Annotated in this window: 27 protein-coding genes; 21 read left to right on the top strand and 6 right to left on the bottom strand. The window is 32.6% G+C overall.

Annotated features, from left to right (window positions below; genetic code table 11):
* The first annotated feature begins 1 nt into the window (after nucleotide 1).
* The 5 genes from GR162_RS13540 (at nucleotide 2) to GR162_RS13520 (ending at nucleotide 3598) form a co-directional block, all read left to right on the top strand.
* The gene (locus GR162_RS13540; RefSeq protein ID WP_160782611.1) at nucleotides 2–286 is read left to right on the top strand and encodes a GNAT family N-acetyltransferase; all 285 of its coding nucleotides are present in this window, start codon (nucleotides 2–4) and stop codon (nucleotides 284–286) included.
* Between the two features lie 171 nt (nucleotides 287–457).
* On the top strand, nucleotides 458–1873 hold the full coding sequence (locus GR162_RS13535; RefSeq protein WP_160782610.1) for an adenosine deaminase: 1416 nt from the start codon (nucleotides 458–460) through the stop codon (nucleotides 1871–1873).
* Nucleotides 1874–2034: 161 nt separating this feature from the next.
* Complete coding sequence (locus GR162_RS13530) at nucleotides 2035–2337, top strand: antibiotic biosynthesis monooxygenase (RefSeq protein ID WP_160782609.1); 303 nt, start codon at nucleotides 2035–2037, stop codon at nucleotides 2335–2337.
* A gap of 142 nt (nucleotides 2338–2479) precedes the next feature.
* On the top strand, nucleotides 2480–2953 hold the full coding sequence (rlmH, locus tag GR162_RS13525) for a 23S rRNA (pseudouridine(1915)-N(3))-methyltransferase RlmH (protein ID WP_111283719.1): 474 nt from the start codon (nucleotides 2480–2482) through the stop codon (nucleotides 2951–2953).
* Nucleotides 2954–3127: 174 nt separating this feature from the next.
* A complete protein-coding gene (locus tag GR162_RS13520) occupies nucleotides 3128–3598 on the top strand; it encodes a CHRD domain-containing protein (RefSeq protein ID WP_160782608.1) in 471 nt (156 codons plus the stop codon).
* 63 nt (nucleotides 3599–3661) lie between these two features.
* Here the strand turns inward: GR162_RS13520 and GR162_RS13515 are convergent, their stop codons facing one another.
* Both GR162_RS13515 and folP read right to left on the bottom strand, forming a co-directional pair.
* Nucleotides 3662–4294 (bottom strand): hypothetical protein, encoded by a 633-nt coding sequence (locus GR162_RS13515; RefSeq protein ID WP_160782607.1) that lies wholly within the window; start codon nucleotides 4292–4294, stop codon nucleotides 3662–3664.
* 143 nt (nucleotides 4295–4437) lie between these two features.
* A complete protein-coding gene (folP, locus tag GR162_RS13510) occupies nucleotides 4438–5265 on the bottom strand; it encodes a dihydropteroate synthase (RefSeq protein ID WP_160782606.1) in 828 nt (275 codons plus the stop codon).
* A gap of 224 nt (nucleotides 5266–5489) precedes the next feature.
* Here folP and GR162_RS13505 point away from each other — a divergent pair, with 224 nt between their 5' ends.
* The 4 genes from GR162_RS13505 to tpiA all read left to right on the top strand — a co-directional run bounded on the left by GR162_RS13505 (nucleotide 5490) and on the right by tpiA (nucleotide 8900).
* On the top strand, nucleotides 5490–6029 hold the full coding sequence (locus GR162_RS13505) for a DUF1599 domain-containing protein (protein WP_160782605.1): 540 nt from the start codon (nucleotides 5490–5492) through the stop codon (nucleotides 6027–6029).
* 91 nt (nucleotides 6030–6120) lie between these two features.
* Nucleotides 6121–7221: a BT_3928 family protein gene (locus GR162_RS13500; RefSeq protein ID WP_160782604.1), complete on the top strand. Its 1101-nt coding sequence runs from the start codon at nucleotides 6121–6123 to the stop codon at nucleotides 7219–7221.
* A 331-nt stretch (nucleotides 7222–7552) separates the two neighbouring features.
* Complete coding sequence (locus GR162_RS13495; protein WP_066035041.1) at nucleotides 7553–8050, top strand: TlpA disulfide reductase family protein; 498 nt, start codon at nucleotides 7553–7555, stop codon at nucleotides 8048–8050.
* A 97-nt stretch (nucleotides 8051–8147) separates the two neighbouring features.
* Nucleotides 8148–8900 carry a triose-phosphate isomerase gene (tpiA, locus tag GR162_RS13490; RefSeq protein ID WP_160782603.1) on the top strand — a complete coding sequence of 251 codons (753 nt, stop codon included), beginning with the start codon at nucleotides 8148–8150 and terminating at the stop codon, nucleotides 8898–8900.
* Nucleotides 8901–9141: 241 nt separating this feature from the next.
* Here tpiA and GR162_RS13485 read toward each other — a convergent pair whose 3' ends face one another.
* Together GR162_RS13485 and GR162_RS13480 are read right to left on the bottom strand one after the other, a co-directional pair.
* Entirely contained in the window at nucleotides 9142–11478 is a 2337-nt protein-coding gene (locus GR162_RS13485; RefSeq protein WP_160782602.1) for a hypothetical protein, read from the bottom strand.
* Complete coding sequence (locus tag GR162_RS13480) at nucleotides 11438–12574, bottom strand: hypothetical protein (protein WP_160782601.1); 1137 nt, start codon at nucleotides 12572–12574, stop codon at nucleotides 11438–11440. Before GR162_RS13480 ends, GR162_RS13485 begins: the two co-directional genes overlap by 41 nt.
* 116 nt (nucleotides 12575–12690) lie before the next feature.
* On the opposite strand from GR162_RS13480, the gene prmA reads away from it, so the two are divergent.
* From prmA to GR162_RS13420, 12 genes are all read left to right on the top strand, one after another.
* Nucleotides 12691–13524, top strand: a complete 834-nt coding sequence (gene prmA / locus GR162_RS13475) for a 50S ribosomal protein L11 methyltransferase (RefSeq protein WP_008462980.1) — start codon at nucleotides 12691–12693, stop codon at nucleotides 13522–13524.
* A gap of 37 nt (nucleotides 13525–13561) precedes the next feature.
* Nucleotides 13562–13837 carry an ATP-dependent Clp protease adaptor ClpS gene (locus GR162_RS13470; protein ID WP_095927736.1) on the top strand — a complete coding sequence of 92 codons (276 nt, stop codon included), beginning with the start codon at nucleotides 13562–13564 and terminating at the stop codon, nucleotides 13835–13837.
* 83 nt (nucleotides 13838–13920) lie between these two features.
* Nucleotides 13921–15432, top strand: a complete 1512-nt coding sequence (locus GR162_RS13465) for a WG repeat-containing protein (RefSeq protein ID WP_160782600.1) — start codon at nucleotides 13921–13923, stop codon at nucleotides 15430–15432.
* A gap of 109 nt (nucleotides 15433–15541) precedes the next feature.
* Nucleotides 15542–16810, top strand: a complete 1269-nt coding sequence (locus GR162_RS13460; RefSeq protein WP_160782599.1) for a sterol desaturase family protein — start codon at nucleotides 15542–15544, stop codon at nucleotides 16808–16810.
* Between the two features lie 8 nt (nucleotides 16811–16818).
* The gene (locus GR162_RS13455; RefSeq protein WP_160782598.1) at nucleotides 16819–17505 is read left to right on the top strand and encodes a lysoplasmalogenase; all 687 of its coding nucleotides are present in this window, start codon (nucleotides 16819–16821) and stop codon (nucleotides 17503–17505) included.
* A 20-nt stretch (nucleotides 17506–17525) separates the two neighbouring features.
* The gene (locus GR162_RS13450) at nucleotides 17526–17972 is read left to right on the top strand and encodes a 2-dehydro-3-deoxyphosphooctonate aldolase (protein ID WP_160782597.1); all 447 of its coding nucleotides are present in this window, start codon (nucleotides 17526–17528) and stop codon (nucleotides 17970–17972) included.
* 19 nt (nucleotides 17973–17991) lie between these two features.
* On the top strand, nucleotides 17992–18330 hold the full coding sequence (locus tag GR162_RS13445; RefSeq protein ID WP_160782596.1) for a hypothetical protein: 339 nt from the start codon (nucleotides 17992–17994) through the stop codon (nucleotides 18328–18330).
* A gap of 216 nt (nucleotides 18331–18546) precedes the next feature.
* The gene (kdsA, locus tag GR162_RS13440; RefSeq protein ID WP_026729393.1) at nucleotides 18547–19365 is read left to right on the top strand and encodes a 3-deoxy-8-phosphooctulonate synthase; all 819 of its coding nucleotides are present in this window, start codon (nucleotides 18547–18549) and stop codon (nucleotides 19363–19365) included.
* 18 nt (nucleotides 19366–19383) lie between these two features.
* The gene (locus GR162_RS13435) at nucleotides 19384–20289 is read left to right on the top strand and encodes a hypothetical protein (protein ID WP_160782595.1); all 906 of its coding nucleotides are present in this window, start codon (nucleotides 19384–19386) and stop codon (nucleotides 20287–20289) included.
* A gap of 99 nt (nucleotides 20290–20388) precedes the next feature.
* Nucleotides 20389–21063 (top strand): YiiX family permuted papain-like enzyme, encoded by a 675-nt coding sequence (locus tag GR162_RS13430; protein WP_160782594.1) that lies wholly within the window; start codon nucleotides 20389–20391, stop codon nucleotides 21061–21063.
* Nucleotides 21064–21150: 87 nt separating this feature from the next.
* Nucleotides 21151–21603 carry a hypothetical protein gene (locus GR162_RS13425; protein WP_160782593.1) on the top strand — a complete coding sequence of 151 codons (453 nt, stop codon included), beginning with the start codon at nucleotides 21151–21153 and terminating at the stop codon, nucleotides 21601–21603.
* A 4-nt stretch (nucleotides 21604–21607) separates the two neighbouring features.
* Complete coding sequence (locus tag GR162_RS13420; protein WP_160782592.1) at nucleotides 21608–21910, top strand: hypothetical protein; 303 nt, start codon at nucleotides 21608–21610, stop codon at nucleotides 21908–21910.
* Between the two features lie 68 nt (nucleotides 21911–21978).
* Here the strand turns inward: GR162_RS13420 and GR162_RS13415 are convergent, their stop codons facing one another.
* Both GR162_RS13415 and GR162_RS13410 read right to left on the bottom strand, forming a co-directional pair.
* Nucleotides 21979–23370: a M20/M25/M40 family metallo-hydrolase gene (locus tag GR162_RS13415; RefSeq protein WP_160782591.1), complete on the bottom strand. Its 1392-nt coding sequence runs from the start codon at nucleotides 23368–23370 to the stop codon at nucleotides 21979–21981.
* Nucleotides 23371–23721: 351 nt separating this feature from the next.
* On the bottom strand, nucleotides 23722–25641 hold the full coding sequence (locus GR162_RS13410) for a discoidin domain-containing protein (RefSeq protein WP_160782590.1): 1920 nt from the start codon (nucleotides 25639–25641) through the stop codon (nucleotides 23722–23724).
* Nucleotides 25642–25667 lie beyond the last annotated feature (26 nt).

Below are 25667 nucleotides of genomic sequence, written 5' to 3'. Positions count from 1 at the left end.
AATGGAAATTCAGCAAATAAACGATACAAAAAGAGGATATTTTGAAGCAGTAGAAGACGGAAAAGAAGCAGGAAAAATGACTTATACTTGGGCAGGAGACACTAAATTTATAATCGATCATACCGAAGTAAATCCTGATTTTAACGGAAAAGGTGTTGGTAAAAAATTGGTTATGGCTTCTGTAGAATATGCGAGAGCAAATAATTTGAAAATCATTCCGCTATGTCCTTTTGCAAAAAGTGTTTTTGATAAGGTTGAGGAAATTCGTGATGTACTTTTTTCGTAAGTTACAAAGGTTCAAAGTTAGGACAAAGGCTTATTGTAGAGACGCACTGCTGTGCGTCTTTTTTTATTTAATTGCTATTAATCGTTTATTCTAAACTTTGCCCCTATGTAACTTTGCAACTTTGAACCTCAAAAAAAAATCGTATATTTGCGCGTAATTTAATCTTAGAGTATGACAAGAATAATTACGCTTTTCTGTTTTTTTATAGCACAAATCGGCTTTTCTCAATCGGCTGAGAGTTATTTGGAAAAAATCAGAAATAATGAAGCTCTCTTAACCGCTTTCTTTCAACAAATGCCTAAAGGAGGCGATTTACACCACCATTTTTCAGGATCAGTTTATGCAGAACCGCTTTTAGAAAGAGCTATTGCAGAAGACTTTTATTTGAATCTGGAAACTATGGCCGTTTCTAAAACTAAACCTTCAAACGGAAACTGGGAGAACTTTTCATCTATCAAAAACAAAGGAAAATTAGAGTATTACGAACAGCAGATTATGCAGACTTGGTCAATTAAAGACTATAATGGGTCTGTACCTTCTGATGATCAGTTTTTTGATTCTTTCGTGAAATTTGAGCCAACAATTGCTGGTCATTTTGCAGAAGGAATGTTGGAATTAAAAAAACGCGCCATTGCTGAAAATGTAAGCTATATCGAAACACAATTATCAACAATTCCTTGTGATATGAATGTTTCTGATTTAGATGATTTTAACGCCAAATTACGCCAGGCTTCAACTCAAAAAGATGAAAAAGCAGTTTTAAAACTTTTGGATGAATTGTACAAATCGCTTCAGAAAAAAGATGCCAAAAAATATGCCGATGATTTCAATACCAATTTCATTGCAAAACTGCATAAGGATTTAAAAATAGATGACGAAAAGTTCACCATGCGTTATCAAAATTTTGTGCTTCGTTTTATGGAACCTGTAGATTTATTCAAAAATCTAGTTATTGCTTTTATTTCCTCAAGCGAAAGCAAACTAACTGCAGGTGTAAACATCGTTTCTCCAGAACATGGTGAAAATTCTATGAAAGATTATTGGCTACACATGGTTATGTTCAAATATTGCCATTCTAAATTCCCTGACGTAAAATATACGCTCCACGCGGGTGAATTGACTTTAGGTTTGGTTCAGCCTGAAGAATTAACGTGGCATATTAACGATGCCATTTATTTGGCAGGCGCCAACAGAATTGGTCACGGAGTTGATATTGCTTACGAAGCCAATTCGTATGATTTATTGAAATATATGGCTCAAAAAAATATTCCGATTGAAATCAATTTAGTGAGTAACGAATTCATTTTGAAAGTAAAAGAAAACAGACATCCATTTACCCTTTATAAAGAATTTAATGTTCCAATTGTAATCAGTACAGACGATGCGGGAATTTTAAGAAGCAATATGACGGAGCAATATGTTTTACTGGCAAAAAGATATCCTGATGTAAACTACGAAACCATTAAAAAATATGTTTACAACAGCATCAATTATAGTTTCATCCAAGATGCGTCGGTAAAAAAACAATTGATTAAAGATTTAGATAATCGTTTTAAAACTTTCGAAGCGAAGTTTTCTAAAAATTAGATTTATTGCGTAGATAAGGTTTCACGCAGATTTAAAATAGATTGAAGCAGATACAAACAGATTTTTTTATAAATGAATTAAAAATAAATCTGCTAAATCTGCGAGAGCAAAAATTATTCTCCGCAGATTTTGCAGATCGAGCAGATAAAATATATTAAATAATGATACTAGAAGCCGCATTTCTATATGTAAAACCAGAATTGGCAAATCAATTTGAAGCTGATTTTGCAAAAGCAAGCCAATACATTTCTTCAATTGATGGCTACTTAGGACATCGTTTAGAAAAATGTCTTGAAGTTGAAAACAAATACCTTTTATTGGTCGATTGGAATACACTTGAAGATCACACAGTGGGTTTCAGAACTTCTGAAGAGTATTTGGAATGGAAAAAGATTTTGCATCATTATTACGAACCTTTTCCAATTGTAGAACATTTCGTAACGGTTTTTGAGAATAAAAAATAGTTTTTTTAGCCACAGATTAAAAAGAATTAAAAGGATTTTTACTTAGCGTAAAATAATTTAATCTGTGTTAATCTGTGAAATCTGTGGCTAAAATTATTTTAAAATTAATTCGTGAATTCGTGGCTTAAAAAAAACTTAACCAATGAACATCAAACTCATCGCAATAGGCAAAACAGATAATAAATCGCTTCAAACTTTGATTGACGATTATACCAAACGTCTGTCGTTTTACATCAAATTTGAATTGGAAATTATTCCAGATATCAAAAACGTAAAAAACTTATCTGAAAGCCAGCAAAAAGAAAAAGAAGGCGAATTGATTCTTTCAAAACTTTCAGCAACCGATCAATTGATTTTATTAGACGAAAACGGAAAAACGTTCTCCAGCGTCGGTTTTTCTGAAGAACTGCAAAAGAAAATGAATTCTGGCGTAAAAACGTTGGTTTTCGTAATTGGCGGACCTTATGGATTTTCTGAAACGGTTTACAAAAAAGCTCAAGGAAAAGTTTCGCTTTCGCTAATGACCTTTTCACATCAAATGGTTCGTTTATTTTTTATCGAACAATTGTACCGCGGATTTACGATTTTACGAAATGAACCTTATCATCATCAATAAACCTCTTTACTTCCTAATCACCAAATCACAAACAACTAAAAAACAGCATTTTACCACAACAAAAACAGTTTGTTCTGAAAATAAAATCGTAATTTTATAGTGATTTATTAAATCTTAATAAAATTTAATAATTATAGTTTTTTAATATTCTTCTAACCTAAAAAGCATATAATTATGAAATCTTTATTTCGCCTTTCGGCAATCCTACTATTGCTTTTAATTGGGACTTCGTGTTCTAATGGTTACGACGACAATTACACATCACCAGTAATTGTGACATTTACTGCTAATTTGACCCCAGTTACAGGCGCAACTTCTTCAGCTTCAGGCAGTGCAACACTAAAATTAAATCAGACTGCTAAAACATTTGATCTTAAAGTAAATTTTTCAGGATTGGTACCAATACATGGTCATATACATGCGGCAGACGGCACAATTGTTATTCCGTTTCCTGATGCCAGTGTATCTACCTCTCCCATATCTGTATCTGGTTCTATTACTGATGCACAAATTACTGAACTGATGGCTAATCATTATTACGTGAACTTACACACTACTGCTTATCCTAATGGCGAAATCAGCGGTACTCTGACAAAAACCGGCACTTCTGGCGGAGATGGCGGTGGCGGAGGCGGTGGTTATTAAACTTCTAAAACTAAAAAAGCCTTTCTTGAATCAGAAAGGCTTTTCGTTTTTTATGTTAACGTATTAAAAAATAAATTCTACAGGAAGTCTATCGAGATTATAAGTTACCTCTTTTTGCAATAGGATTTTGTATTGAATGTACTCTTCATAACTCATATCCTTATCAAATAAAAACACCAAATCTGGTACTTTTTCAAACTTTATGCTATAGAATTGTTTTAATATTTCTGATATTTTTATCTCCTTATTTCCCATAAAAACCTGTTGTTTGCCTTTTTTAAAGTAAACTACAAAATTTCCTATTTTGGGTCTTTCTGTTTTATAAAACACTTTTGTAAAAGGCAGAAAAGCTAAATTCTTTCCAACTGAATCTGCATACGAATAATAGTTCTCAGATTCTTCATTTTGATGCATTTTCTCGTTTCGCTTTTTATCCTGCATTTTTATTACTTGAGGAATTACCAATTTCAAAGGAAGACGTTTATCTATATTAAAAATCCAATTCGTTGAAATTATGGCACTTTTTCGATTTAAATCGGCAATGGTGTCTTTTCCTTCAACTTTAAAAAAGATGTAAATCGGGGAATGATCTTGCACGTCTTTTACGATTGAAACATTTGATTTTGGAAGTAAAACGTCTTGTTTTTTTTCGCAAGAGAAAAGAAATAAAGCGATAATTAAAGTGAAGTATTTCATAATTTATAATTCATTTTAGATAAAGTATGTCATTTCGACGAAGGAGGAATCACACTAGTATTTCCTCTCAGAAATTCGCCAATGTTTGTCGAGTTTCGAGTGTGATTCCTCGTTCCTCGGAATGACAAAACGATCGTTAAATATTATTCGAAACTTATTTTATTAAACAAAGTAACACATTCCACCGCTTCTTTCACATCGTGCACACGAAGAATTTTTGCTCCTTTTGTCAAAGCGATTGTATTTAGAAACGTTGTTCCGTTTAAAGCTTCTTGAGGCGTAATATCAAGCGTTTTATATATCATTGATTTTCTTGAAATCCCAGCTAAAACCGGCAATTCTAAAATATTAAAAAGCTCCATCTTCTGCATCACTTCATAATTTTGATCGGTTGTTTTGGCAAAACCGAAACCTGGATCTAAAATCAAATCGTTGATTCCTAAAGCTCTCGCTCTTTTTACTTTTTCAGAAAAATAGAAAAGCATTTCTTTTATAATATCATCGTATTGCGTTAAACTTTGCATCGTCTGCGGATTGCCTCGCATGTGCATCATAATGTACGGAACGTTATATTTGGCAATAACATCAAACATTTTGTCGTCCAATTCTCCTGCCGCGATATCGTTTATAATCGCTGCACCGCTTTCGATACTCGCTTTTGCTACCTCAGCCCTAAAAGTATCGATCGATAATAATGTTTTCGGAAAGTGTTTTAAAATCAATTCTATGGCTGGAACAATGCGGTCGATTTCTTCTTGCTCTGAGACAAATTCTGCGCTTGGTTTGCTCGAATAAGCGCCAATATCGATAAATGTTGCGCCTTCAGAAAGCATTTTATCAACTCTAGAAATAATCTCGTCTTCGTTTTTATATTTTCCTCCGTCAAAGAAGGAGTTTGGCGTAACATTTAGGATTCCCATTACTTTAGGAACCGATAAATCTATAAGTTCGCCTTTGCAGTTAATAAACATTTGTTTCAAGTTTTTATTTGTTTAAAGTTTCAAGTTGGATTCAGATTGGACAAGTTTTGGAACGTAAAACTTGAAACCTGAAACTTGAAACATTTTTCCGTTTCAAGTTATCCCTATTAACACTTTGTTTAGAAAAAACTTGAAACAAAGCGAGCCTTAAACTTGAAACTCTAAAAAAATTATCCTTATTTTTGAAGAAATTTTAGCAAATATACAGCATATAAATGAAGAATACTTCCCAAGAGTTTGATAATGTTATAGCGGTTTGCCGCACCTTGTTTATCAATAAAATGAAAGATTACGGCAGTGCGTGGAGAATCTTAAGATTGCCATCATTGACAGATCAGATTTTTATAAAAGCACAGCGAATTAGAAGTTTGCAGGAAAATGAAGTCCGCAAAGTGGATGAAGATGAAAAGGGAGAATTTATCGGAATCATCAATTATTCGATTATGGCTTTGATTCAGCTAGAATTAGGCGTTGTAGATCAGCCTGATCTTGACGTTGAAAAAGCAACTGAATTGTATGATGCTAAAGTAAAACTGACCAAAGATTTAATGGAAGCTAAAAACCATGATTATGGCGAAGCTTGGCGTGATATGCGTGTAAGTTCTTTAACCGATTTGATTCTGCAGAAATTGCTTCGCGTTAAGCAGATTGAAGATAATAAAGGCAAAACTTTGGTTTCTGAAGGCATCGATGCTAATTATCAGGATATGATAAATTATTCTGTTTTTGCCTTAATCCTAAACCCAATAAAATAAATCAAATTCCAAAAAATAAAATCCCAAATTCCAACTTTAATATTGGAGTTTGGGATTTAAAAATTTAGAATTTAAACCCTAAATATTTATCATGAAGAACATCATTACCCAATTCTCCCGATTATTTGTCGGCGTCCTATTTATCATTTCTGGATTAATAAAACTAAACGATCCTGTTGGTTTCTCTTATAAATTGGCTGAATACTTCAGCGAGCCTGTTTTCAATATTCCTTTTTTAGAACCATTGGCTTTAGGTTTAGCAATCTTTTTAGTTATTCTGGAAGTAGTTTTAGGTGTGATGCTTTTAGTGGGTTATAAATCAAAATTGACGATTTGGGCTTTATTATTGCTAATCATTTTCTTTACATTCCTTACCTTCTACTCTGCTTATTTTGATGTAGTAAAAGATTGTGGATGTTTTGGAGATGCTTTACATTTAACGCCTTGGCAATCGTTTACAAAAGATGTTGTTTTACTGTTCTTTATCTTGATTTTATTCGTCAATAAAAAACTAGTAAGACCTTTATTTTCTAAACTGGTTACCAATATCATTGTGTTGATTAGCATTATTCTTTGTGTATTCATGGCTGTTTGGGTTATAAATCACAATCCGATTAAAGATTTCCGTCCGTATAAAGTGGGAACAAACATCGAGAAAGGAATGGAAATTCCAGAAGGCGCGCCTAAATCGGTTGTAGAAATGATTTTTATCTATAAAGTAAATGGCGTTGATAAAGAATTTACAGAGAAAGATTTAATGAATATTCCTGAAGGTGCCGTATTTGTTGATAGAAAAGATAAAGTAATTTCTGAAGGATACGTTCCGCCAATTCATGATTTCACCATGACAAAAGATGATTCTGACTATAAAGAAGAATTATTAAAAGAGCCTAAATTGTTGATTTATGTGGCTTATGATTTGAATTTATCAAATCCGGAAGGAATGAAAAAACTAGCAAAGGTCACTTCAGATGCAAAAGCAAAAGGTTACAAAGTAATCGGAATGACGGCTTCTGGAGCTGAGGAAATTGCAAAAGCCAAAAAAGACTATGCTCTAGATATCGATTTCTATTTCTGCGACGGTACAGCTTTAAAAACTGTCGAAAGAGCAAATCCGAGCATTGTAGTTGTTCATAATGGAACTATTGTTCAAAAAGTGCATTACAATGATACAGATGATTTGAAATTGTAATATTTCAATTAACAAATAAATCTAAAAAGCCTTCAATAATTTTAATTTTATTGAAGGCTTTTTTTATGAAATCTGACGTTTTTCTGCTTCAATTTTCATTTGCGAAAACAAAAAAATGCTTTTTAATTATTTTTCAAAAAAGGAGTTTCAAAAAAATACTCGATTTCACAGCCAACTATTACGATTTCAAAACGGTTTTTTCAACCAAAAAATACTGTTTTGTTACAAAATAAACGACTCTTCAAATTTTGTTAATCTGCAATTGGCATTCCATTTGTTTGTTTAACTTTGTGAATTCAGTACCTTAATAAAAAAATAATTTTAATAAAATATGAAACAATTAGTCCTAGCCGTAATTGCATTTATTTCTTTTTCTTGCACACAGGCTCAGAAAACAGCTTTTTCTAAAGAGGCTCTATCTGAGAAATTATTAGCTACCGACGGAAGTCAGGTTACTTTCAAAAACATCTTAAAAAAATACAAAGGAAAAACTTTGGTTATCGAAGTTTGGGCTTCTTGGTGTGGTGACTGCGTAAAAGCAATGCCAAAATTAAAAGAATTGCAAGCCAATAATCCTGATGTTTCTTACTTATTCATTTCGGCTGACAAAACGGCTGACAAATGGAAAGCAGGAATTGAAAAACATGAGTTAAACAAAGGAGACCATTACATGATGAATGATGGTATGAAAGGCCTTTTCGGAAAAGCTATTGACTTAGATTGGATTCCAAGATACATCGTAGTTGACAAAACAGGAAAAATCGTCTTATACAGAGCGATTGAAACTGATTTCGAAAAAATCAATTCTACTTTACAATCATTGAAATAAGCTTCAATGATCATTGCAATGTCAAAATTCAAACATCAATTTTGGACTTTGCTTTAATTTCAAACAAAAAACAAAAAAATAATATAAAACTACCAAAATGAGAAAATCGATTGTTGCAGGAAACTGGAAAATGCATAAAAATGCTGCACAAACTGAAGAATTATTAAACGAGTTAATTGCTAAAATTCCAGCGAAAACAAATGCACAAGTAATTGTAGCGCCAACTTTTGTAAACTTACAAGCGGCAGCGTCTAAATTAAAAAATACAACTATCGGGGTTTCTGCTCAAAACGTTCACCAAGCTGAAGGTGGTGCTTTTACAGGAGAAATTTCTGCAGATATGTTAACTAGCATTGGCGTTAATACAGTAATTTTAGGTCACTCTGAGCGTAGAGCTATTTTCCACGAAACAGACGCTTTAATCGCAAACAAAGTTGATACTGCTTTAAAACATGATATGACAGTTATTTTCTGTTTTGGAGAAGAATTAAAAGACCGTCAGTCTGGAAATCACTTCAACATTGTTGAAAACCAATTGCGTGACGGTGTTTTCCATATTGCAAAAGAATCTTGGTCTAAAATTGTTTTAGCTTATGAGCCAGTTTGGGCTATCGGAACTGGAGAAACTGCTTCGCCAGAGCAAGCTCAGGAAATGCACGAATTTATCAGAGAAACTATCCGTAAAGCTTTCGGAGCTGATATCGCTGATGAAGTTTCTATTTTGTACGGTGGTTCTGTGAAACCAGAAAACGCTAAAGAAATCTTCTCTAAACCAGACGTAGATGGTGGTTTAATTGGAGGCGCAGCTTTAAAAGCTGATGATTTCTTAGCTATTGTAACTGCTATCTAATTTTGAATTTTAGATTTTAGATTTTAGATTTTAGATTTTAGATTTTAGATTTTAGATTTTAGATTTTAGATTTTAGATTTTAGATTTTAGATTTTAGATTTTAGATTTTAGATTTTAGATTTTAGATTTTAGATTTTAAAATCCTTATATAAAAAAGCGTTCGCTGTGCGAACGCTTTTTTATATCTCTATCTTTTCTCTTACATCTTGCATCTTTTCACATCTCACATCTCACAAAAAAACTAATTAATAAACGATTTCAAAAGCGGACAATTGTACTTTTTAAACGTTAGTGTTGTCTTGTATATCGAATAAAAATTAACCAGTTCTTTTCCTGCTTTAAAAGGATTTTTGGCTTCTTGTTCCTCCCTAATCAATTCGGCGTAATGATTGTAATAATTGCATTCAAAAATCATTAAACTGGCCATTGCTTTTTCATTGTTGTTTTTAGACATTTTCAAAGCTTTTTCATAATACATTTTGGCCATTTTCAAGTTGTAATAATTGCCATTTTGGTATTTCTTTTCGTTTTCAGAATTATCTCCGTAAACATAATCTGTGTAAGATGCTCCAGAAGTCCAATCATAAGCGGTCATCATCCAGGAATTTCCTAGATAAGAAACATTAAAATAAGCATGAGCCAATTGAAGATTACTGCTTCCTGTATTTTGCTTTTTCAGCTGAATTAATTTGGCTATAAAATCGGTTTTATTGAAACGATAATCAAATTTGCGTTCTTCTTGTTTTTGAAGGATTTTAGGCGTGAAAGGATTTTCGTTTAAATAGTTTTTGTACTCATAATTCTTTTCCCAAAAATCCTGTGGCATGCTTGAAAAAGTTTCATAAGCCAACTGCAAATCATTATTTCTAAAGGCTATTGTTCCTTTTAAATCTTTATAATAATTGACATTTGGAGCAATTGTTCCCGAGCAGATATATTTTTCGAAAGGCGTTTTATCTGTTTTCTGTTGTAACGCGATCAAAAGATCGACATCTTTTACAGACGCATTTCGGTCAAAATATCCTATATAACTAAAGAAATACGGATTATTATATGCTGCATATTCTCCTCCATTTTTAATATCCGATTTCATCCAAAGTAAACCAGCTGTAACAATATCACCTTTTTTACGAAAATCATTACTTGCAATTCGGTATAAACTGTATAAGTTTTTAAATAGTCCGTGATCGGTTTCTACTAGATTTTCAACTGAATCAAAGTATTTATAAAGCTGATTCTGAACTTTTTCATTCTTCAAATCATCTTGTTTTAATGAAACCAAAGCCAACTGAATATTTTTTTGCATTTGTATCGAAACATTGGCTTTATTTGAAATCAAATCAGTATATTTTTTCCCTTCATCAACTTGATCGTCAATAAAACATAATTGAGCAATTGCGGCAGTAATATAATCTTTCTGTTCTCCAGAAGTCTGTTCGCGAATCGAAATCAGGAAATACTCTAATTCTCTCAAATATAAAATATCCTTGTTGAAGTTTTCTTCTTTCGCTTTAGCGTAATTTTCATACCAATCGGTACTGCTAAACACTACAGACGGCGTACCATCATTGGTATATTGAGGGGTAAAAATCCAATCTTCGAGTTTATTTACTTCTCTCCCTATCAAGAAACTCAAAAACAAACTGTTCGGATTTAATTCATAAATATCTTTTATCGATTTTAAATCTGGTGCTGGATTTCTGAGACTTTCAATAGACAATATAACGCTTCGTTCTTCATCATTTTGGGCTAATGCCAAAGTTTCTTCGGTCAATTTCCAATTGTAATGCTGCAACACTGCAAATGATTTTTCTTCGCAGGAATTAAAAACTTTACTTAGCAAATAGTTTTGCAAAGGTAAATTCTCAACACATAACGCATTGTAATACAACGCCCATGGTTTAAGAATTGTATTCGATTCCGAAGCAAAATAGGCATCATACAATCGAATAACATCTAGCTTTTGCTGTGCATAAAAATAATACCGCAATGCTAAAAAAGCATAGCGCTGTTTTAGAAATGAATCTTTAGTCGACTTTATTTTCTTTTCAAAATCGAAATTATCTTCTAAATCAAAGTTTTTGTAATTGCTTCCTACCTGATCCCAAGATTCCCATTTTGTATATTCTACATTACCATATTCCAACTTTTTAGCCAGCAAAATATAATTTAAAAAAGCTTTATTTTTAGACAACAATAAAGCTTCTACAAAAGTGTTTTTAGGAAAGACACTTTTTAAAGTTTTGTTTTCAAAAGCAGTTTGAAATTGCTCTGAATCTGTCTCATACAAAATCTTATGAACGTCATCAGGATTAATGCCATTTCCTAATTTCTTTTTCCATTCTAAACAATTCTTTTCCTGATCTACGCTCGAAACAGTATTAGTTGCATAATAATTATCTGCCGAATAATAGAATGGCGTAAGCTTAAAGAAACCTTCTCGCTGTGCTCTAAACAAAGCCAAACGGCTGGTTTCTGGAGAAACGCTCCATCCGCAGGCAAATGAAAACTGGACGCTTAAAACGAGAAGCAAACTGCTAAAAGCGCGCATAAAAATTGGAGATATTTTCGGTTCCATAATCGTTGATGTATTTTTTATCAAAAGAGAAAAAAGTCACTTTTGTCTGATTGTCAATCTGAATTTTGTTTTTAATGATCGAAATCATTTTATCGATTTCATTATCTGAAATTTTCTCAATTCTAATTTCGTCGCCATTTCTAAGATACGTCTGCCCTACTAAAACATCATCTTGCAAAACATATTTAGCATCCGAATTTTTTTTCACTTTTAAGGAATCTTTTATCAATTGATCATAATCTGATAAAATGCCTTTGAACTGATTTCCTCTAAAAACGACTCCCCAGCTGTACAACGGCAACGCAATATCCAGTTTGAGTTTGTAATCGCTATGGGTAATATATTGCGCCAATTCTTCGCTAGTGCCAATAGAATTTTTAGTCTGAAAATCATCTGGTTTGGTAATATTATAACACATCAGCAAGCCTTTATCAACTGGCGGTATTCCAGCTTTTGCAGCATACTTATATTGCCAAAGTCTGATTGTTGCCGCAATTTTCGAATTTGGATATTGCTTTTTAATCTGCTTTAATAAATAGAAATAATTCTTCTGAGATTTTTCGGTCCAATCACAGTCAATCAAGATTTCTTTAAAATCAACTTTTAATTTGGCCGATTCCGCTTTTTTAACCGAATCATAATTCAGGGCTTTAAAGTCTTTCTGCTTATAATAATCTTTTGGATAAACAATATTATACGCATTGCTTTCTGCTTTTCTGTCATTCATTCTTTTTGCAATCTGGCCAATTCGGCGAGCCATTCTCACCGCAAGACTATCCAGCTGTTTGGCATCTGATTTTAAAACTACTTCATTTGTAATAAAAATGCTTGGTGTAATCTCAGGATTGCTTTTATTGAGTGAAATATCCTGAATGGTAGCAACGGGCAAAGATTCTTTTGAATACGGATTATAATCTACATCAAAGAAACGGACATACATATGTTGGACATCCATTTTCTTTACTAAAGAATCTTCTGCTTCTTGAAAATACATATCGGTTTTCCAATAACAAAAAGATCGGATAACATCATGCTCTTTTTCGCAGCTTGCAGAGCTTAAAATGACCAAAAGCGCCACCAAAACAATATTTTTCATAATAATAAAAAACTTACAAAATATAATTCAAAATTAGTATTAAAATTTATAACAATATGATTTATTTATGAACAACTTTTGCTTTGTATTCTTACCTTTGCAAAAATTTTTTATTTATGTCGAATATATATTTAGGATATCATTTTACAATTGAGCCAAAAGAATTAGGTTCTGAAATTTTAGTGGCTGAATTGGGCGAAAAAGCGTTTGAGAGTTTTACGGAAACTGAAAACGGAATTTCTGCTTTTGTGAAGAAGGATTTGTGGGATGAAAATATTCTGGATGATATTTATATTCTACAATCTGAGGAGTTTAAAATTGAATATACGATTGAAGAAATCGACCAGGTAAACTGGAACGAGGAATGGGAAAAGAATTTTGAACCGATCGATGTAGATGGAAAATGCCACGTTCGCGCTCCTTTTCATGAAAAAACGGATGCCGAGTTTGATATTGTAATTGAGCCAAAAATGAGTTTTGGAACTGGACATCATGAAACTACTCATATGATGATTCAGCATTTACTGGAAATGGATGTGAAAGGTTTAAAAACACTTGATATGGGATGCGGAACAGCCATTTTGGCGATTTTGGCAGAAATGAAAGGTGCTGAACCAATTGATGCTATTGATATTGATAACTGGTGCTACCTCAACTCTATCGAAAATGCAGAACGCAATAATTGCAAACATATCAGCGTTTATGAAGGCGATGCAGCATTATTGGCAGGTAAAAAGTATGATTTAATTATTGCCAACATCAATAGAAATATTTTGTTGAACGATATGCAGGCTTATGTTGATGCTTTGAATCCAAAGGGAATTATTCTTTTTAGCGGTTTCTATGAAGAAGACATTCCGTTTATTGATGCTTCGTGTGTTGAAAAAGGTTTAACTTATGTTAAAAAGCTTCAAAGAAACAACTGGGTATCTTTAAAATACGTAAATTAGACACTGATAATCAATTCAGTACAAAAACTATAACAATATGAGTACTAAAGAAAAAGTAAGAGAAAGAGTTCGCGAAAAAGAAGCCATTGCTTTTAATAACGAGATCATTGTGTATAATGATGATGTAAATACTTTTGATCACGTAATTGATACTCTTATGCGTGTTTGCGACCACACGGCCGAACAGGCTGAGCAATGCTCTTTGATTGTACATTATAACGGAAAATGCACTGTGAAAACAGGTCCGATAGAAAAACTTAAACCTCAATGCACGCAACTTTTGGAAGCTGGTCTTAGCGCCGAAATTGTGTAATTGATCATATTTTAAAACGCATTCTGTTTTATTCTATACTAGAATTGAATAGAATGCGTTTTTATTTGCAGAAATTTAAAATCATGAGAAATATCCTTCTTTTACTAATTCTGTTATTCTCTTTTATAACGAAAGGGCAATCGAAATTTGAGCCTCTTCGTAAACAATTAATGGAAAATAAGACTTATGAATATGTCTATGGTTTTGAAAATGATTATGCCGTATTTAGAACCTTTAAGGGAAAAATGGGCTTAATTGATTCTCTTGGCAATGTGGTGCTTAAACCTAATTATGCATACATAGAGAACAGAAAAGAGCTGAAAAATATATTTGAAGCAGGAATTATCGTTAACAAAAATTTCAAAAGAGGGTTTGTAGATTTACAAGGCAAAGTTAAAATTCCATTTGATTATGAAGATGTTTACTATTTGGGAAATAATCTGGTAAGAGTTTCAAAAAACAACAGAACTGGTGTTATTGACACTGAAAACAAAGTCATTCTCCCTATTAAATATGCCAATATAATGAATGGCAATGGAATTTTATTTGTTCAAAATAACAACAGTATTGATTTATTTGATTCAAAAGGCAAACAAATCACTAATTTTCAAGCTTTTGATATTGAGTATTTCCAGCACAAAAGGTCTATTGTGACGCTTCAAAACAAAAACACTTTTATCATTGACACTCTCGGAAATATTGTTTTAAACTCTATTAAAAATCATCAATTTGAAAGAGTACTTGATCAGGATTCTTTCCTTATTCTTAATACTTTAACGAAGAAAAAAGGAATTATAAATTCAAATGGACAGTATGAAATTAAATGCAAGTATGATGAAATTCATCCTTCAAATTCAATTTATGTGGTAAAAAACAATGGCAAAGAAGGGATAATCGACCAAAAGGATACTGTTTTGAAACCTTTAATTTATGATAACGTTTATGGTGTTTTTTCTAATGACAGCATTTCGTTCAAGAATCACTATTTTGCTTATAAAAACAATTTCCAAGGCATTATAAATCCTTATCTTGAAAAGGAAATCATTCCGATATCATACAAATACATCAATCCTTTCTCTAATTACTACATCACAACTAATTCTGAAAATAAAAATGGATTGTTTTCTGCTAAAGGAAGAATTATAATTCCACAAGAGTATGATTTTTATAGCGCTTCTCAAAACAAAATTTTTGCTATAAAAAATTCAAAGAAATATCTTCTATCAGTTGAAAACAATAATTATACAGAAACAGAAATCTTTATTGATGAATTTGCAAAAGAAAATTTAGCTTTTGGAGGATTTACAAAAAGCAATTATCAGATTTTTAAAGACAAAAATAAGTTTGGAGTTTATAGCAATAAGAACAAAATTGCAATTCCAGCAGAATATGATGCGGTTATAGAGATTTATGGAACTGGAGAATTTGTTGTAAAGAAGAACAATAAGTATGGCGTTGTAAACTCTGAAAATAAAATACAATTGGAATTAAAATATGACTCGTTTCAAATTATAAAAGAAGTAGTTCGATTTAATATTAAGAACCCAAAAACATCCAAATTCTATTCAATAAAATATCCTTTTGAACCTCAATAATTTGCATTTAGCTTTTGAATAAAAAATACATTCAAAGCTATTTAATTGCAAATAACTCAAAATGCATTCGTTTTTATTATATATTTGAACGAAATAGAATGCATTTTTTATGGAAGAATACGGAAAGATATTGATTATTGCAATGCCGATTTTTTTATCTTTAATTGTTATTGAAAAAATCTACGGCATTTATAAAAAGAATGATACTGCTCCACTAATAGATAGTGTATCAAGCATAAGTTCTGGCATTACCAATTCGGTCAAAGATGTTTTGGGTTTGAGTGTAACTTTTCTTTCTTATGAATGGCTGGTTTCTAAAATAGCACTGCAGCATTTAGAAGCCAATCTCCTTTCCTACTGCATTGCTTTCTTTGTAATTGATTTTTATGGCTATTGGAGCCATCGTCTAGCACATCAGATTAATTTTCTTTGGAACAAACATGCCATACATCATAGCAGTGAAGAATTTAATCTTGCCTGTGCACTTCGCCAGCCCATTGCGAGTCTAGTAAACCTGTTTACCTTTTTATTGATTCCTGCAGCTTTATTGGGCGTTCCTGCTTCTGTAATAGCTATTACGCTTCCTATTCATTTATTTTTACAGTTTTGGTACCACACGAAACATATCAAGAAAATGGGATTTATTGAGCATATTTTGGTAACTCCTTCGCATCATCGTGTGCATCATGCCATTAATCCCGAATATTTAGACAAAAACCATTCTCAGATTTTTATCTTTTGGGACAAACTTTTTGGCACTTTTCAAGAAGAATTAGACGACGTTCCTCCTGTTTTTGGCATCACAAGACCTGCTAATACATGGAATCCGATTAAAATAAATTTTCAGCATTTGAGTTTATTGATAAAAGATGCCTGGCGTGCTCCAAAATGGAGAGATAAATTGACTATTTGGTTTAAACCAACTGGCTGGCGCCCTGAAAATTTTGAAGAAAAATATCCTGTAAACAAAATTGACAATGTTTTTAATTTTGAAAAATATGGTACGCAAAATTCTCAAAAACTAATATATTGGTCTGTTGCGCAGGTTTTAATAACATTGCTTTTTGTAAGTTATCTATTTGATAATATTGCCAAAATCGGTCTCCCAAATATTTTCATTTATGGCTTTTTTATTTTTCTAACCATATATAGCTACACAGAGTTAATGGACAAAAATAAATATGCTTTTTTATGGGAAGGCTTGCGATTGGGATTTGCAATTTGCATTATTGGCTATTATGGAGATTGGTTTGGTTTAAATCGTGTCGTTCCAATTAGTAATTATATTATTTTTACCTACCTGATCTTATCTTTTTTAACGACACTATATTTTATCAATTTTGATTTTAAAACCAACCAAAAATATATCAATTCATAACCCCTATTATGAGAAACTCTTCTTTTTTTAAAATTTATGCAGCATTTAGTGTGGCATACCTGATTGTTCTGCTTACTGGCCACGAGCATTTTGACCTCTTTCTCAAACCCATTCTAATACCAATTATCGGATTTGGAGTCTATTTTTACAGAAAATTTCCGAGTCAGAATATTTTATTGGCTGCACTTGCGCTTTCTTGGCTTGGAGATGTTATCTTACTTTTTACAGACCTTGGCGAGATTTACTTTATATTAGGATTAGTTTGTTTTCTTACAGCTCACATAATCTATTGCATACTTTTTAATAAACAGAAAAGAAATAGAAAAAAACAGAATAAACCCATTTTTATATTTGGAAGCATCTTAATTGCATTCTACCTAATAGGTATGATTTCTGTTCTAATGCCTCATTTAGGCGATCTTGAAATTCCTGTTTCTATCTATGCCTCAGTAATTTCAATTATGCTTTTATTTGCTTTCAACGGATTTTTGGTCTGGGAAAAACCTGGAAATAAGCTCGTTTTTTTTGGCGCCATTTTCTTCGTCATTTCAGATAGTATTCTGGCTATAAATAAGTTTTATGTTCCAATACAAAAAAGTTCCTTTTTTATTATGCTAACATATCTTCTGGCACAATATCTGATTGTAGTTGGTGTTTTAAAACTAAATCCAAAAAAAGCAGAACAGATAGTTTAACTTTCTCAAAAACCAGAATCATGAAAAAAATAGCTATTTTAATTGTTTTATTAATCAGTGTTTCTTCTTGCGTAAGCACCAAATCAACATTAAAGAATGTCGATGACAATGCGCCTGATTTAATTTTAAAAAAGGACAATACCTTTTCTATAACACAATTTGCTAAAGACAAAAAATACGGTTACGACCCTGATTATCCGATTAATATATTTTTCCAGAACACCAACAATGAAGCATTAAACGAAACTCGTTTCTTAAATGCTTTGGCTGGTCCAAATGGCGAAAAAATAACGTATTCCAGATTAGAAACCTGCTGCCCATTCCCTACTAAAAGAAGCAATATGGGGGCTGGATTTTTGAATGTTTATGAATTGAAATGGGAAGGGCAAAAAAAGCCAGTTAAGCTTTATTTGAATATTTATGAAAAAGGAATTTTGATGGTTCCTGTTGGATTGAGGTTGAAATAAATATCATCAAACTAAGATTATGCTTCATATATTGCCACTGTTTCTTATTATTTTACCAGTATTGTCACAATTAATATTGGGAACATTTTCTATCTATAAACCTGCCTCATTAAAATTCAGTCGTATTTCTTGGACCAATTGTATTCTGCAAATTGTACTTTCTTTTATAGCTTTTAATATTGCAGATTATAATTTTTCTAAACAATATGAGCAATATCCAAATCCTATGAGATGCGGCATGCCGCTTGTTGGAATAGCTGTTGCCTGCTTCTTTTTCCTTTTTGCTCTGATTTTGGTTATTGCAATTCAATTTTTAATTAAAAGATGGAGAGGAAAAAAATTAAAAACACAGTATTAAGTGCAAAACTTTAGAACATGATAATTGTCATTTATCATGTTCTTTTCATGCTTTAATATTGCCTAGAAAAAAGCATTGAATTATTTAAAAGAAATTCTAGAAATCCGTTAATTCTACTAAGCTCTTAGCCAGTTATTAGAGTTCTTAAAATAATCTTAAATCTTCATCTGAAACTCATAAATCATAACTACCTTTGCAGTGCAAAAAAATAATTTTATGAACTTACAACATATTCCACAAATTAAGCATACTGACAGCGGGAATTTCTTTTTATTGGCGGGGCCTTGCGCTATCGAAGGAGAAGAAATGGCGCTTAGAATTGCTGAAAAATTAGTTGGTATTACCGACAATCTACAGATTCCTTATGTATTTAAAGGATCTTTTAAAAAAGCAAACCGTTCGAGAATTGACAGTTTTTCTGGAATTGGTGACGAAAAAGCCTTAAAAATCTTAAGAAAAGTTTCAGAAACTTTTCATGTTCCAACAGTAACCGATATTCATACAAATGAAGATGCTGAAAAAGCTGCTCAATATGTAGATGTATTACAGATTCCAGCTTTCCTAGTTCGCCAGACCGATCTTGTTGTGGCTGCTGCCAACACCGGAAAAACAGTAAACTTGAAAAAAGGGCAATTTATGAGTCCGGAAAGCATGAAACATGCCGTTCAGAAAGTTTTAGACTGTAACAATGAAAATGTTATGGTTACAGACCGTGGTACTATGTTTGGATACCAAGACATGATTGTTGATTTTAGAGGAATCCCTACTATGCAGCAATATGCTTCTACGGTTTTAGACGTAACGCATTCTTTACAACAGCCAAATCAAACTGCTGGTGTTACAGGCGGAAGACCAGACATGATTGAAACCGTTGCCAAAGCAGGTATTGCAGTTGGTGTCGATGGTATCTTTATCGAAACGCATTTTGATCCAGCAAACGCAAAAAGTGATGGCGCTAATATGCTTCATTTAGACTATTTTGAAGGTTTAATGAACAAGTTAGTTGCGATCAGAAAAACAGTTAACGCATTTTAATTATAATACTTAAGTTCTTTGAAAACAAAATTTTTATTTTTCTTACTGGCTTGTGTTTCTTTAAACACATTTGCTCAGGAAGAAATACCTGTACAAAAGTACGCCGCACACAACAAAGGAAAATTCTTTGTGATGTGGGGTGGTAATAGAGAAAGTTACTCGAATTCTGATGTAAACTTTAGAGGTAAGGATTACAACTTTACGGTTGATAACATGAAAGCTCATGACAAACCAAAAGGATGGCATGTAGATTATATCAATCCTGCTAATATGACAATTCCTCAGACTAATTTGAGATTTGGTTATTTTTTTAGTGATCATTATAGCGTTACAATTGGTGTTGATCATATGAAATATGTAATGGCACAAAATCAAATTGCAAACGTAAATGGAAATATCAATTTACCTGAAAATGACCCTGCTCATATTTATAATGGAGAATACATTAACAGACCTGTAGATATGTCTCAAGGTGGAGCAAAAGAAGGTGGTTATGGCAATGGTGAAATAAATGTAAATGGTCCAGCTTTTTTAATGTACGAACATACAGATGGTCTGAATTATGTTAATACCGAAGTTGCTAGATTTGATGATGTTTCTAAATGGTTTGGATTGCCAAATATTGACAAAGTTCAAATTAACTTAACTGAAGGTATTGGAGCTGGTGTTTTATACCCAAAAACCAATACTACAATTTTAGGTAAAGAACGTCATGATGATTTTCACGTTTCTGGTTATGGGGTTTCTGCAAAAGCTGGTCTTAACGTTACTTTTTTCAAACATTTCTATGTTCAAGGAGAGTTAAAAGGTGGTTATATCAACATGCAGGATATTAAAACTACTACAAGTCCTGAGGATAAAGCTTCTCAGCACTTTACTTATTTCCAACGAATTATTGCTGTTGGAGGTATTTTTAGAATCTAGTATTTCGCAAAATATATTTAAAAAATAGCTGTCATTTTATTTGGCAGCTATTTTTTTTATCATTTACTTTGCAACTCAAAGTACTTTAAATTATACTTTATGAAAATCAAAAAATATCTATTTCCGATCATTACTTTCTTTCTAAGTTTTGGCTGTGCATTATTCGTTGCGATAAAGGTTTTTCCAAACAATCCTTTTACTGGAAACAAAGAAGAAAAAACCACTGTAAGCAAGTTTAAGGATGGAGATCTTATTTTTCAGACCTCAGAATCTAAACAATGCGAAACGGTTCGAATTGCAACCAATTCTAAATTCTCGCATTGTGGCATTATTTACGATATTAACGGAAAATGGTTTGTTTTTGAAGCTGTTCAGCCAGTAAAACTTACTCCTCTTGAAGACTGGATTAAACACGGAAAAGATAGTAAATATGTAGTAAAAAGGTTAAAAGATGAAAGTACTTTGAGTTTGCAGGTTTTACAAAAAATGAAAGATTACAGCCAACAATTTGACGGTAAAGAATATGATGCTTATTTTGAATGGACTGATAACAGAATATATTGTTCTGAATTAATATGGAAAATATATAAAAACGCTGCAGGAATCGAATTGTCTAAACTTAAAGAACTGAAAGATTTTAACTTGCAAGATCCAAAGGTTCAGAAAATACTAAAAGAGCGTTACGGCAACAATATTCCATTAGAAGAAAAAGTCGTTGCCCCTTCTGACCTTGCCGATTCTAATTTATTAAAAACAGTCACAGACACTTATTAATTTTTTAAAAAGCTAGTCTTAATTCATTCTAGCTTTTTTATTTGCTAATTAACTTTGAAATTCAAAGAACTTTTAAAAACCAAAACAATGAGAGATTATTTGATTGAAAAACTGTATGAATATTCCAAAAAACCATATCAAAAATATTTTAAAAAGAATGAGCCTTGGGACATTGACAAAAGCAACTTAATGAGCTATCCAGAAGAAAGTTTAGGATTTGGTTTGGGAAATTTTCTCTACAAGAATCATTTTGATATTCAAGAAAAACTAGAAGATCACGACATTATTCATGTTCTGACCAATACTGGAGTTTCGGTTTATGAAGAAATAGGCATGCAATATTATTTACTTGGAAATGGAAAGAAAAGCCTGTATTTGTTTATGGTAATTGTGACAGGAACTATTTTTTACCCAAAGCGCATGAGTTATTTCATACAGCAATATAAAAGAGGAAAAAAAGCAAATGCATTTCATTATCTGGATTTTTCAAAAATGCTTTTTATGCCTGTTCAAACTATTCAGCAAACTTTTAATATTTAAAATCATGAAAACAATTCATAAACCTTTTGAAGAAAAACAATCCATTGAATTGGCTATCGGAACATTTATAATCAGTACCATTCTTTTTATGCTTTATATTATTACAAATGCAAATTCTATCGTTTTAGTTATTGCTTGGCCTTTTGCTTTGGCTGCCATTATAGTCAACACTATAATGTTTTTTCACTTAATGGAAAAGTTTATCCATTTACTTCATCAGCGAAAAGATATAGGAATCAAAATTTTAATCTTACTTTCTAATATTCCAATACTCTACTTGTATTATCTCATTGCGGTGAAGTTTTGATTAAAAATTTAATCCATAAAAAAAGCCACAAGTCAAAACTTATGGCTTCTCGTTTTTTAGATTGAATCTTAATTTGCTTTTTTGGTTTCGATTCCGTTTTGGTCTAATAAATACATTAATGTAGTCATTGTCGCTGCACCAAGCTCTAATTCTCTTTTATTGATCGCGTCAAAAGTATCGTTTGCTGCGTGGTGATAATCGAAATAACGTTGAGAATCTGGTTTTAAACCTGCTTTTACAATAGCTGGAGAAGTCAAATGATTAATATCTGAACCTGCGTGTCCAATTGTAAAACTGTGCACTAAATAAGGCTCAAAAAGATCTTTGTAACCTTGTATTTTTTTCAAATTAGCATCATCAGCTTCAATTGAAAATCCTCTTGGAGAAAATCCTCCTGAATCGCTTTCTAGTGCGAAAATGTGGTTCTCTTTATTTTGTTTTGATACTTCCTCGTATTTAGCACCACCTTTTCCGCCGTTCTCTTCATTCATAAACAATACAACACGAATCGTATTTTTAGGTTTGTAGTTTAAGTTTTTCAAAATACGGATCACCTCCATACTTTGCACTACTCCTGCTCCATCATCGTGAGAACCGTCAGCTAAATCCCAAGAATCTAAGTGTCCTCCAACAACCATAATATTTTCTGGAGTAACGCTTCCTGTCAATTCACCAATTACGTTATAAGACAAAGCATCTGGCAAAGTCTCGCAAGATTGTTTGAAGTAAAATTTCAAAGCAGGATTTACTTTTAAAGATTTACTCAACAATTCAGCTCCGTTTGTACTGATCGCCGCTGTTGGAATATACTGTGCCTTTGGCAAGTCTCCATAACTTTGAGCTCCTGTATGAGGAAAATCGTCTAAACGTAAATTCATAGAACGAACAATTGTACCAACTGCTCCTAGTTTTGCAGCTTCTTTTGCCCCTGCATATCTTTGGTCAACACAAGCACCATAAGAAGTAAAAGTTTCAATATTTTCAGGATTCATTGGTCTGTTATAGAAAACAATTTTTCCTTTTACTTTATCTGCTCCTAATTCAGCTAATTCTTTAATTCCTTGAACTTCGATAATTTCTGCCGTAAGACCTGTTTTTGGAGTCGCAACAGAACCACCTAAGGCACAAATTGGCACATTGGTTTTTACTTTCCCATCAAGAATATAAGCGGTTTCTTTTTCGCCACGCACCCAGTGAGGCACCATAACTTCTTGTAAATATACTTTATCAAGACCTAAGCTTTCTAATTGCCTTTTCGTGTACTCAACTGCTTGTTCTGCACCCTTAGAACCAGACAAACGAGCGCCGATGTCATTTGACAAGTATTCTAGCCAAATATAGCATTTTGACTCGGTTAAGGCTTTTTTGTAAAATAATTTGATGTTTTTTTCATCATTTGTCTGTGCAAAAGATGTCAATCCGTTTAAAACTAAAGCAGTTAAAAGAATCGTTTTTTTCATAGTTTCTGTAGTAATTTGGAGTTAGTATACCAGCGGTATATTCGCAAAGGAACAAAATTATTGACATTTCTGAAGCTTTTTTCTCAACCTTTTCTCAAAAAAAAACTCCAATTACAAATTCTTCATTTTGCAATCGGAGCTTTTATATATTCTATAAATAAAGATTGTTTTAAATCAGTGAAATAAAAATTTAAACACATAGGAACATAGATTTTTTGCTTTGTTTAAGAAAAAAGAAAAGCACGCTTTAACACATAGCTCTTTGTGTTTTATTCTCTAAGTGAAAAGCCTTTCGTAGATTCCTAAACTATGCTTCTATGTGTTAAAATAATTTCCACTAAATGGATTAGATTATTTTACTTCAATAATCTTATTTTTTGTGCCAATACCATTTTCATTAAAAGGCTCGATCGTAAAATAATATTTCGTGCCTTTATCCAAACCTCTAAAATCGTATGTATTATCGCCATAAACCATAATACTGTTGTATAATTTATCAGGAGCGATTCCGTAATAAATGTTGTAACCAATAGCATCTGCCTGTTTTTTCCAAGAAATCATTGCGTTTCTAGAATCTGCTTTGTTTCTGTCTACTTTAAAAGAAGCAACAGATTTTGGTTTTGCTGCCAATCCTTTTCCGAAAACTCTGAAATCTGAAATTGCAAATAAGCCAGAAGCATTGTGGATATTTTCCATTTTAATATAACGTCCTTTAAATGGCTTTGTCAATTCTACATAATCATGTGGAGCATCTTTATCATTTTTAGATTTATCAACTACTAATGTCCAATTTTGGGCATCATCAGACATAAATATTTTATATTGATAATAAATATCCATGGCCTTATTAAACTGCGTCGCTTTATGGTCTGCATAATTAATCTGCAATGCATTTATTTCCATTTGTCTTCCTAAATCCATTTGAAGCCATTCTCCTGGGTCGCTTGTCTTTGCAGACCAATAGGTTTGAATATTTTCATCTGTAAGATTTTCAGGTCCGTAACAGAATTTCTCATACACTTTTTTACCGCCATGATCCATTCTATGCGTTTCTACTTCCATACATTCCTCAGAAGAAGAAACCGTCACAGGCTTTTTATACGAAAGTAGCATCCATCCTGATGAAGCGCCTTTTGTCTGATCGCGCTCGCTTGTAGGCAACACAATTGGGAAATCTCCATAAGCTGTAATAGAATACATTACATCATCTTTGTCAAATCCGGCAGGAAACATATCGATACGACGCTCAAAACGGTCTTTTATTGAAATTTTACAGGTTCCTGTATTCCAATAATTTCCATAATTATCGGAAAAAGTATTTCCGTGTCCGGCTCCAATTACAAATCCGCCTGGTTTATAAGACATCGGATTGTGTTTTTGATACGTAAATGGTCCTAACGGATTATCTCCTACATGAACACCATTTGCATAACCTTTAAACTCAGTTGCTGGCGCACCATACTGCATATAGTATTTTCCATTATGTTTCGTCATCCAAGCTCCTTCAATAAAGTTACCCCATGGCGCTGGTTCCATATCGTTATTTGGTCCAAAACGCTCCCATCCGTGTGCTGAAGGATCTAAAATAGCAACTTCTTTAATTTGTCCATAAGGTTTTTGAATATCTTCGACTTCAGTTGCTTTGTATAAAGTTGCATAGTCCGCTTGATTTCCTTTCGGAAGCCAGGTTTTATAATCAACCTCAACACCTACAAGTGGTAATTTTCCACTTGATCCATAATACATGTACACTTTTTTATCATCATCTTGAAAAATGGCAGGATCCCAAGTTGGCAACATTGCTTTGTCTACATGACGTATCCATCTTCCTGATTTTGGATCAGCTGTTTTCCAAATTGGATGATCCCTTTTCCAAGTTGAACCTACATAAAATAAAGTGTCATTTACAACCCAAGCCGCAGGGGCACATTGATCATCGTCGCCTGGCTGTCTTTGGAAACTTCCGTAAACAAAGTTCCAATCTGACATGTCTTTACTCCAAAAGAAACCTGCTTGATTGGTCGCAAATAAGTAATATTCTCCTTTAAAAGTAATAATTACCGGATCGGCACTAGAACGGCGTGATTCTGGAATTCTGTTATGATTATGGGTGGTAAAATTGTATCCGATATTTATGGGATTACAATAGGTTGTCGCGGGTCTGCTCGGATCAAACCATTCTGTTTTACCAGAATTTTGCGCCAAAAGACTGCTTCCGAATAGCATCGAAAACAATACAATAGCCGTTAGTTTTTTATATATCTTTCTCATGGTTAGATTTTTAGTTAAGCTTAAAA

Source organism: Flavobacterium sp. HBTb2-11-1, from assembly GCF_009826975.1.
Classification (GTDB): domain Bacteria; phylum Bacteroidota; class Bacteroidia; order Flavobacteriales; family Flavobacteriaceae; genus Flavobacterium.
The sequence above is the reverse complement of the archived record's forward strand: the minus strand, read 5'-3'. Positions and strand labels throughout refer to the sequence as shown.

Coding starts and splice junctions, on each gene's coding strand:
- GR162_RS13505 (WP_160782605.1), top strand. CDS start 5,490: ATGAAGAATACTTCCCAAGAGTTTGATAATGTTATAGCGGTTTGCCGC.
- GR162_RS13515 (WP_160782607.1), bottom strand. CDS start 4,294: ATGAAATACTTCACTTTAATTATCGCTTTATTTCTTTTCTCTTGCGAA.
- GR162_RS13410 (WP_160782590.1), bottom strand. CDS start 25,641: ATGAGAAAGATATATAAAAAACTAACGGCTATTGTATTGTTTTCGATG.
- GR162_RS13415 (WP_160782591.1), bottom strand. CDS start 23,370: ATGAAAAAAACGATTCTTTTAACTGCTTTAGTTTTAAACGGATTGACA.
- GR162_RS13520 (WP_160782608.1), top strand. CDS start 3,128: ATGAAATCTTTATTTCGCCTTTCGGCAATCCTACTATTGCTTTTAATT.
- GR162_RS13535 (WP_160782610.1), top strand. CDS start 458: ATGACAAGAATAATTACGCTTTTCTGTTTTTTTATAGCACAAATCGGC.
- GR162_RS13540 (WP_160782611.1), top strand. CDS start 2: ATGGAAATTCAGCAAATAAACGATACAAAAAGAGGATATTTTGAAGCA.
- prmA (WP_008462980.1), top strand. CDS start 12,691: ATGTCGAATATATATTTAGGATATCATTTTACAATTGAGCCAAAAGAA.
- GR162_RS13455 (WP_160782598.1), top strand. CDS start 16,819: ATGAGAAACTCTTCTTTTTTTAAAATTTATGCAGCATTTAGTGTGGCA.
- GR162_RS13445 (WP_160782596.1), top strand. CDS start 17,992: ATGCTTCATATATTGCCACTGTTTCTTATTATTTTACCAGTATTGTCA.
- rlmH (WP_111283719.1), top strand. CDS start 2,480: ATGAACATCAAACTCATCGCAATAGGCAAAACAGATAATAAATCGCTT.
- GR162_RS13465 (WP_160782600.1), top strand. CDS start 13,921: ATGAGAAATATCCTTCTTTTACTAATTCTGTTATTCTCTTTTATAACG.
- GR162_RS13420 (WP_160782592.1), top strand. CDS start 21,608: ATGAAAACAATTCATAAACCTTTTGAAGAAAAACAATCCATTGAATTG.
- GR162_RS13460 (WP_160782599.1), top strand. CDS start 15,542: ATGGAAGAATACGGAAAGATATTGATTATTGCAATGCCGATTTTTTTA.
- GR162_RS13425 (WP_160782593.1), top strand. CDS start 21,151: ATGAGAGATTATTTGATTGAAAAACTGTATGAATATTCCAAAAAACCA.
- GR162_RS13500 (WP_160782604.1), top strand. CDS start 6,121: ATGAAGAACATCATTACCCAATTCTCCCGATTATTTGTCGGCGTCCTA.
- GR162_RS13470 (WP_095927736.1), top strand. CDS start 13,562: ATGAGTACTAAAGAAAAAGTAAGAGAAAGAGTTCGCGAAAAAGAAGCC.
- kdsA (WP_026729393.1), top strand. CDS start 18,547: ATGAACTTACAACATATTCCACAAATTAAGCATACTGACAGCGGGAAT.
- tpiA (WP_160782603.1), top strand. CDS start 8,148: ATGAGAAAATCGATTGTTGCAGGAAACTGGAAAATGCATAAAAATGCT.
- GR162_RS13430 (WP_160782594.1), top strand. CDS start 20,389: ATGAAAATCAAAAAATATCTATTTCCGATCATTACTTTCTTTCTAAGT.
- GR162_RS13480 (WP_160782601.1), bottom strand. CDS start 12,574: ATGAAAAATATTGTTTTGGTGGCGCTTTTGGTCATTTTAAGCTCTGCA.
- GR162_RS13495 (WP_066035041.1), top strand. CDS start 7,553: ATGAAACAATTAGTCCTAGCCGTAATTGCATTTATTTCTTTTTCTTGC.
- GR162_RS13530 (WP_160782609.1), top strand. CDS start 2,035: ATGATACTAGAAGCCGCATTTCTATATGTAAAACCAGAATTGGCAAAT.
- GR162_RS13450 (WP_160782597.1), top strand. CDS start 17,526: ATGAAAAAAATAGCTATTTTAATTGTTTTATTAATCAGTGTTTCTTCT.
- folP (WP_160782606.1), bottom strand. CDS start 5,265: ATGTTTATTAACTGCAAAGGCGAACTTATAGATTTATCGGTTCCTAAA.
- GR162_RS13485 (WP_160782602.1), bottom strand. CDS start 11,478: ATGGAACCGAAAATATCTCCAATTTTTATGCGCGCTTTTAGCAGTTTG.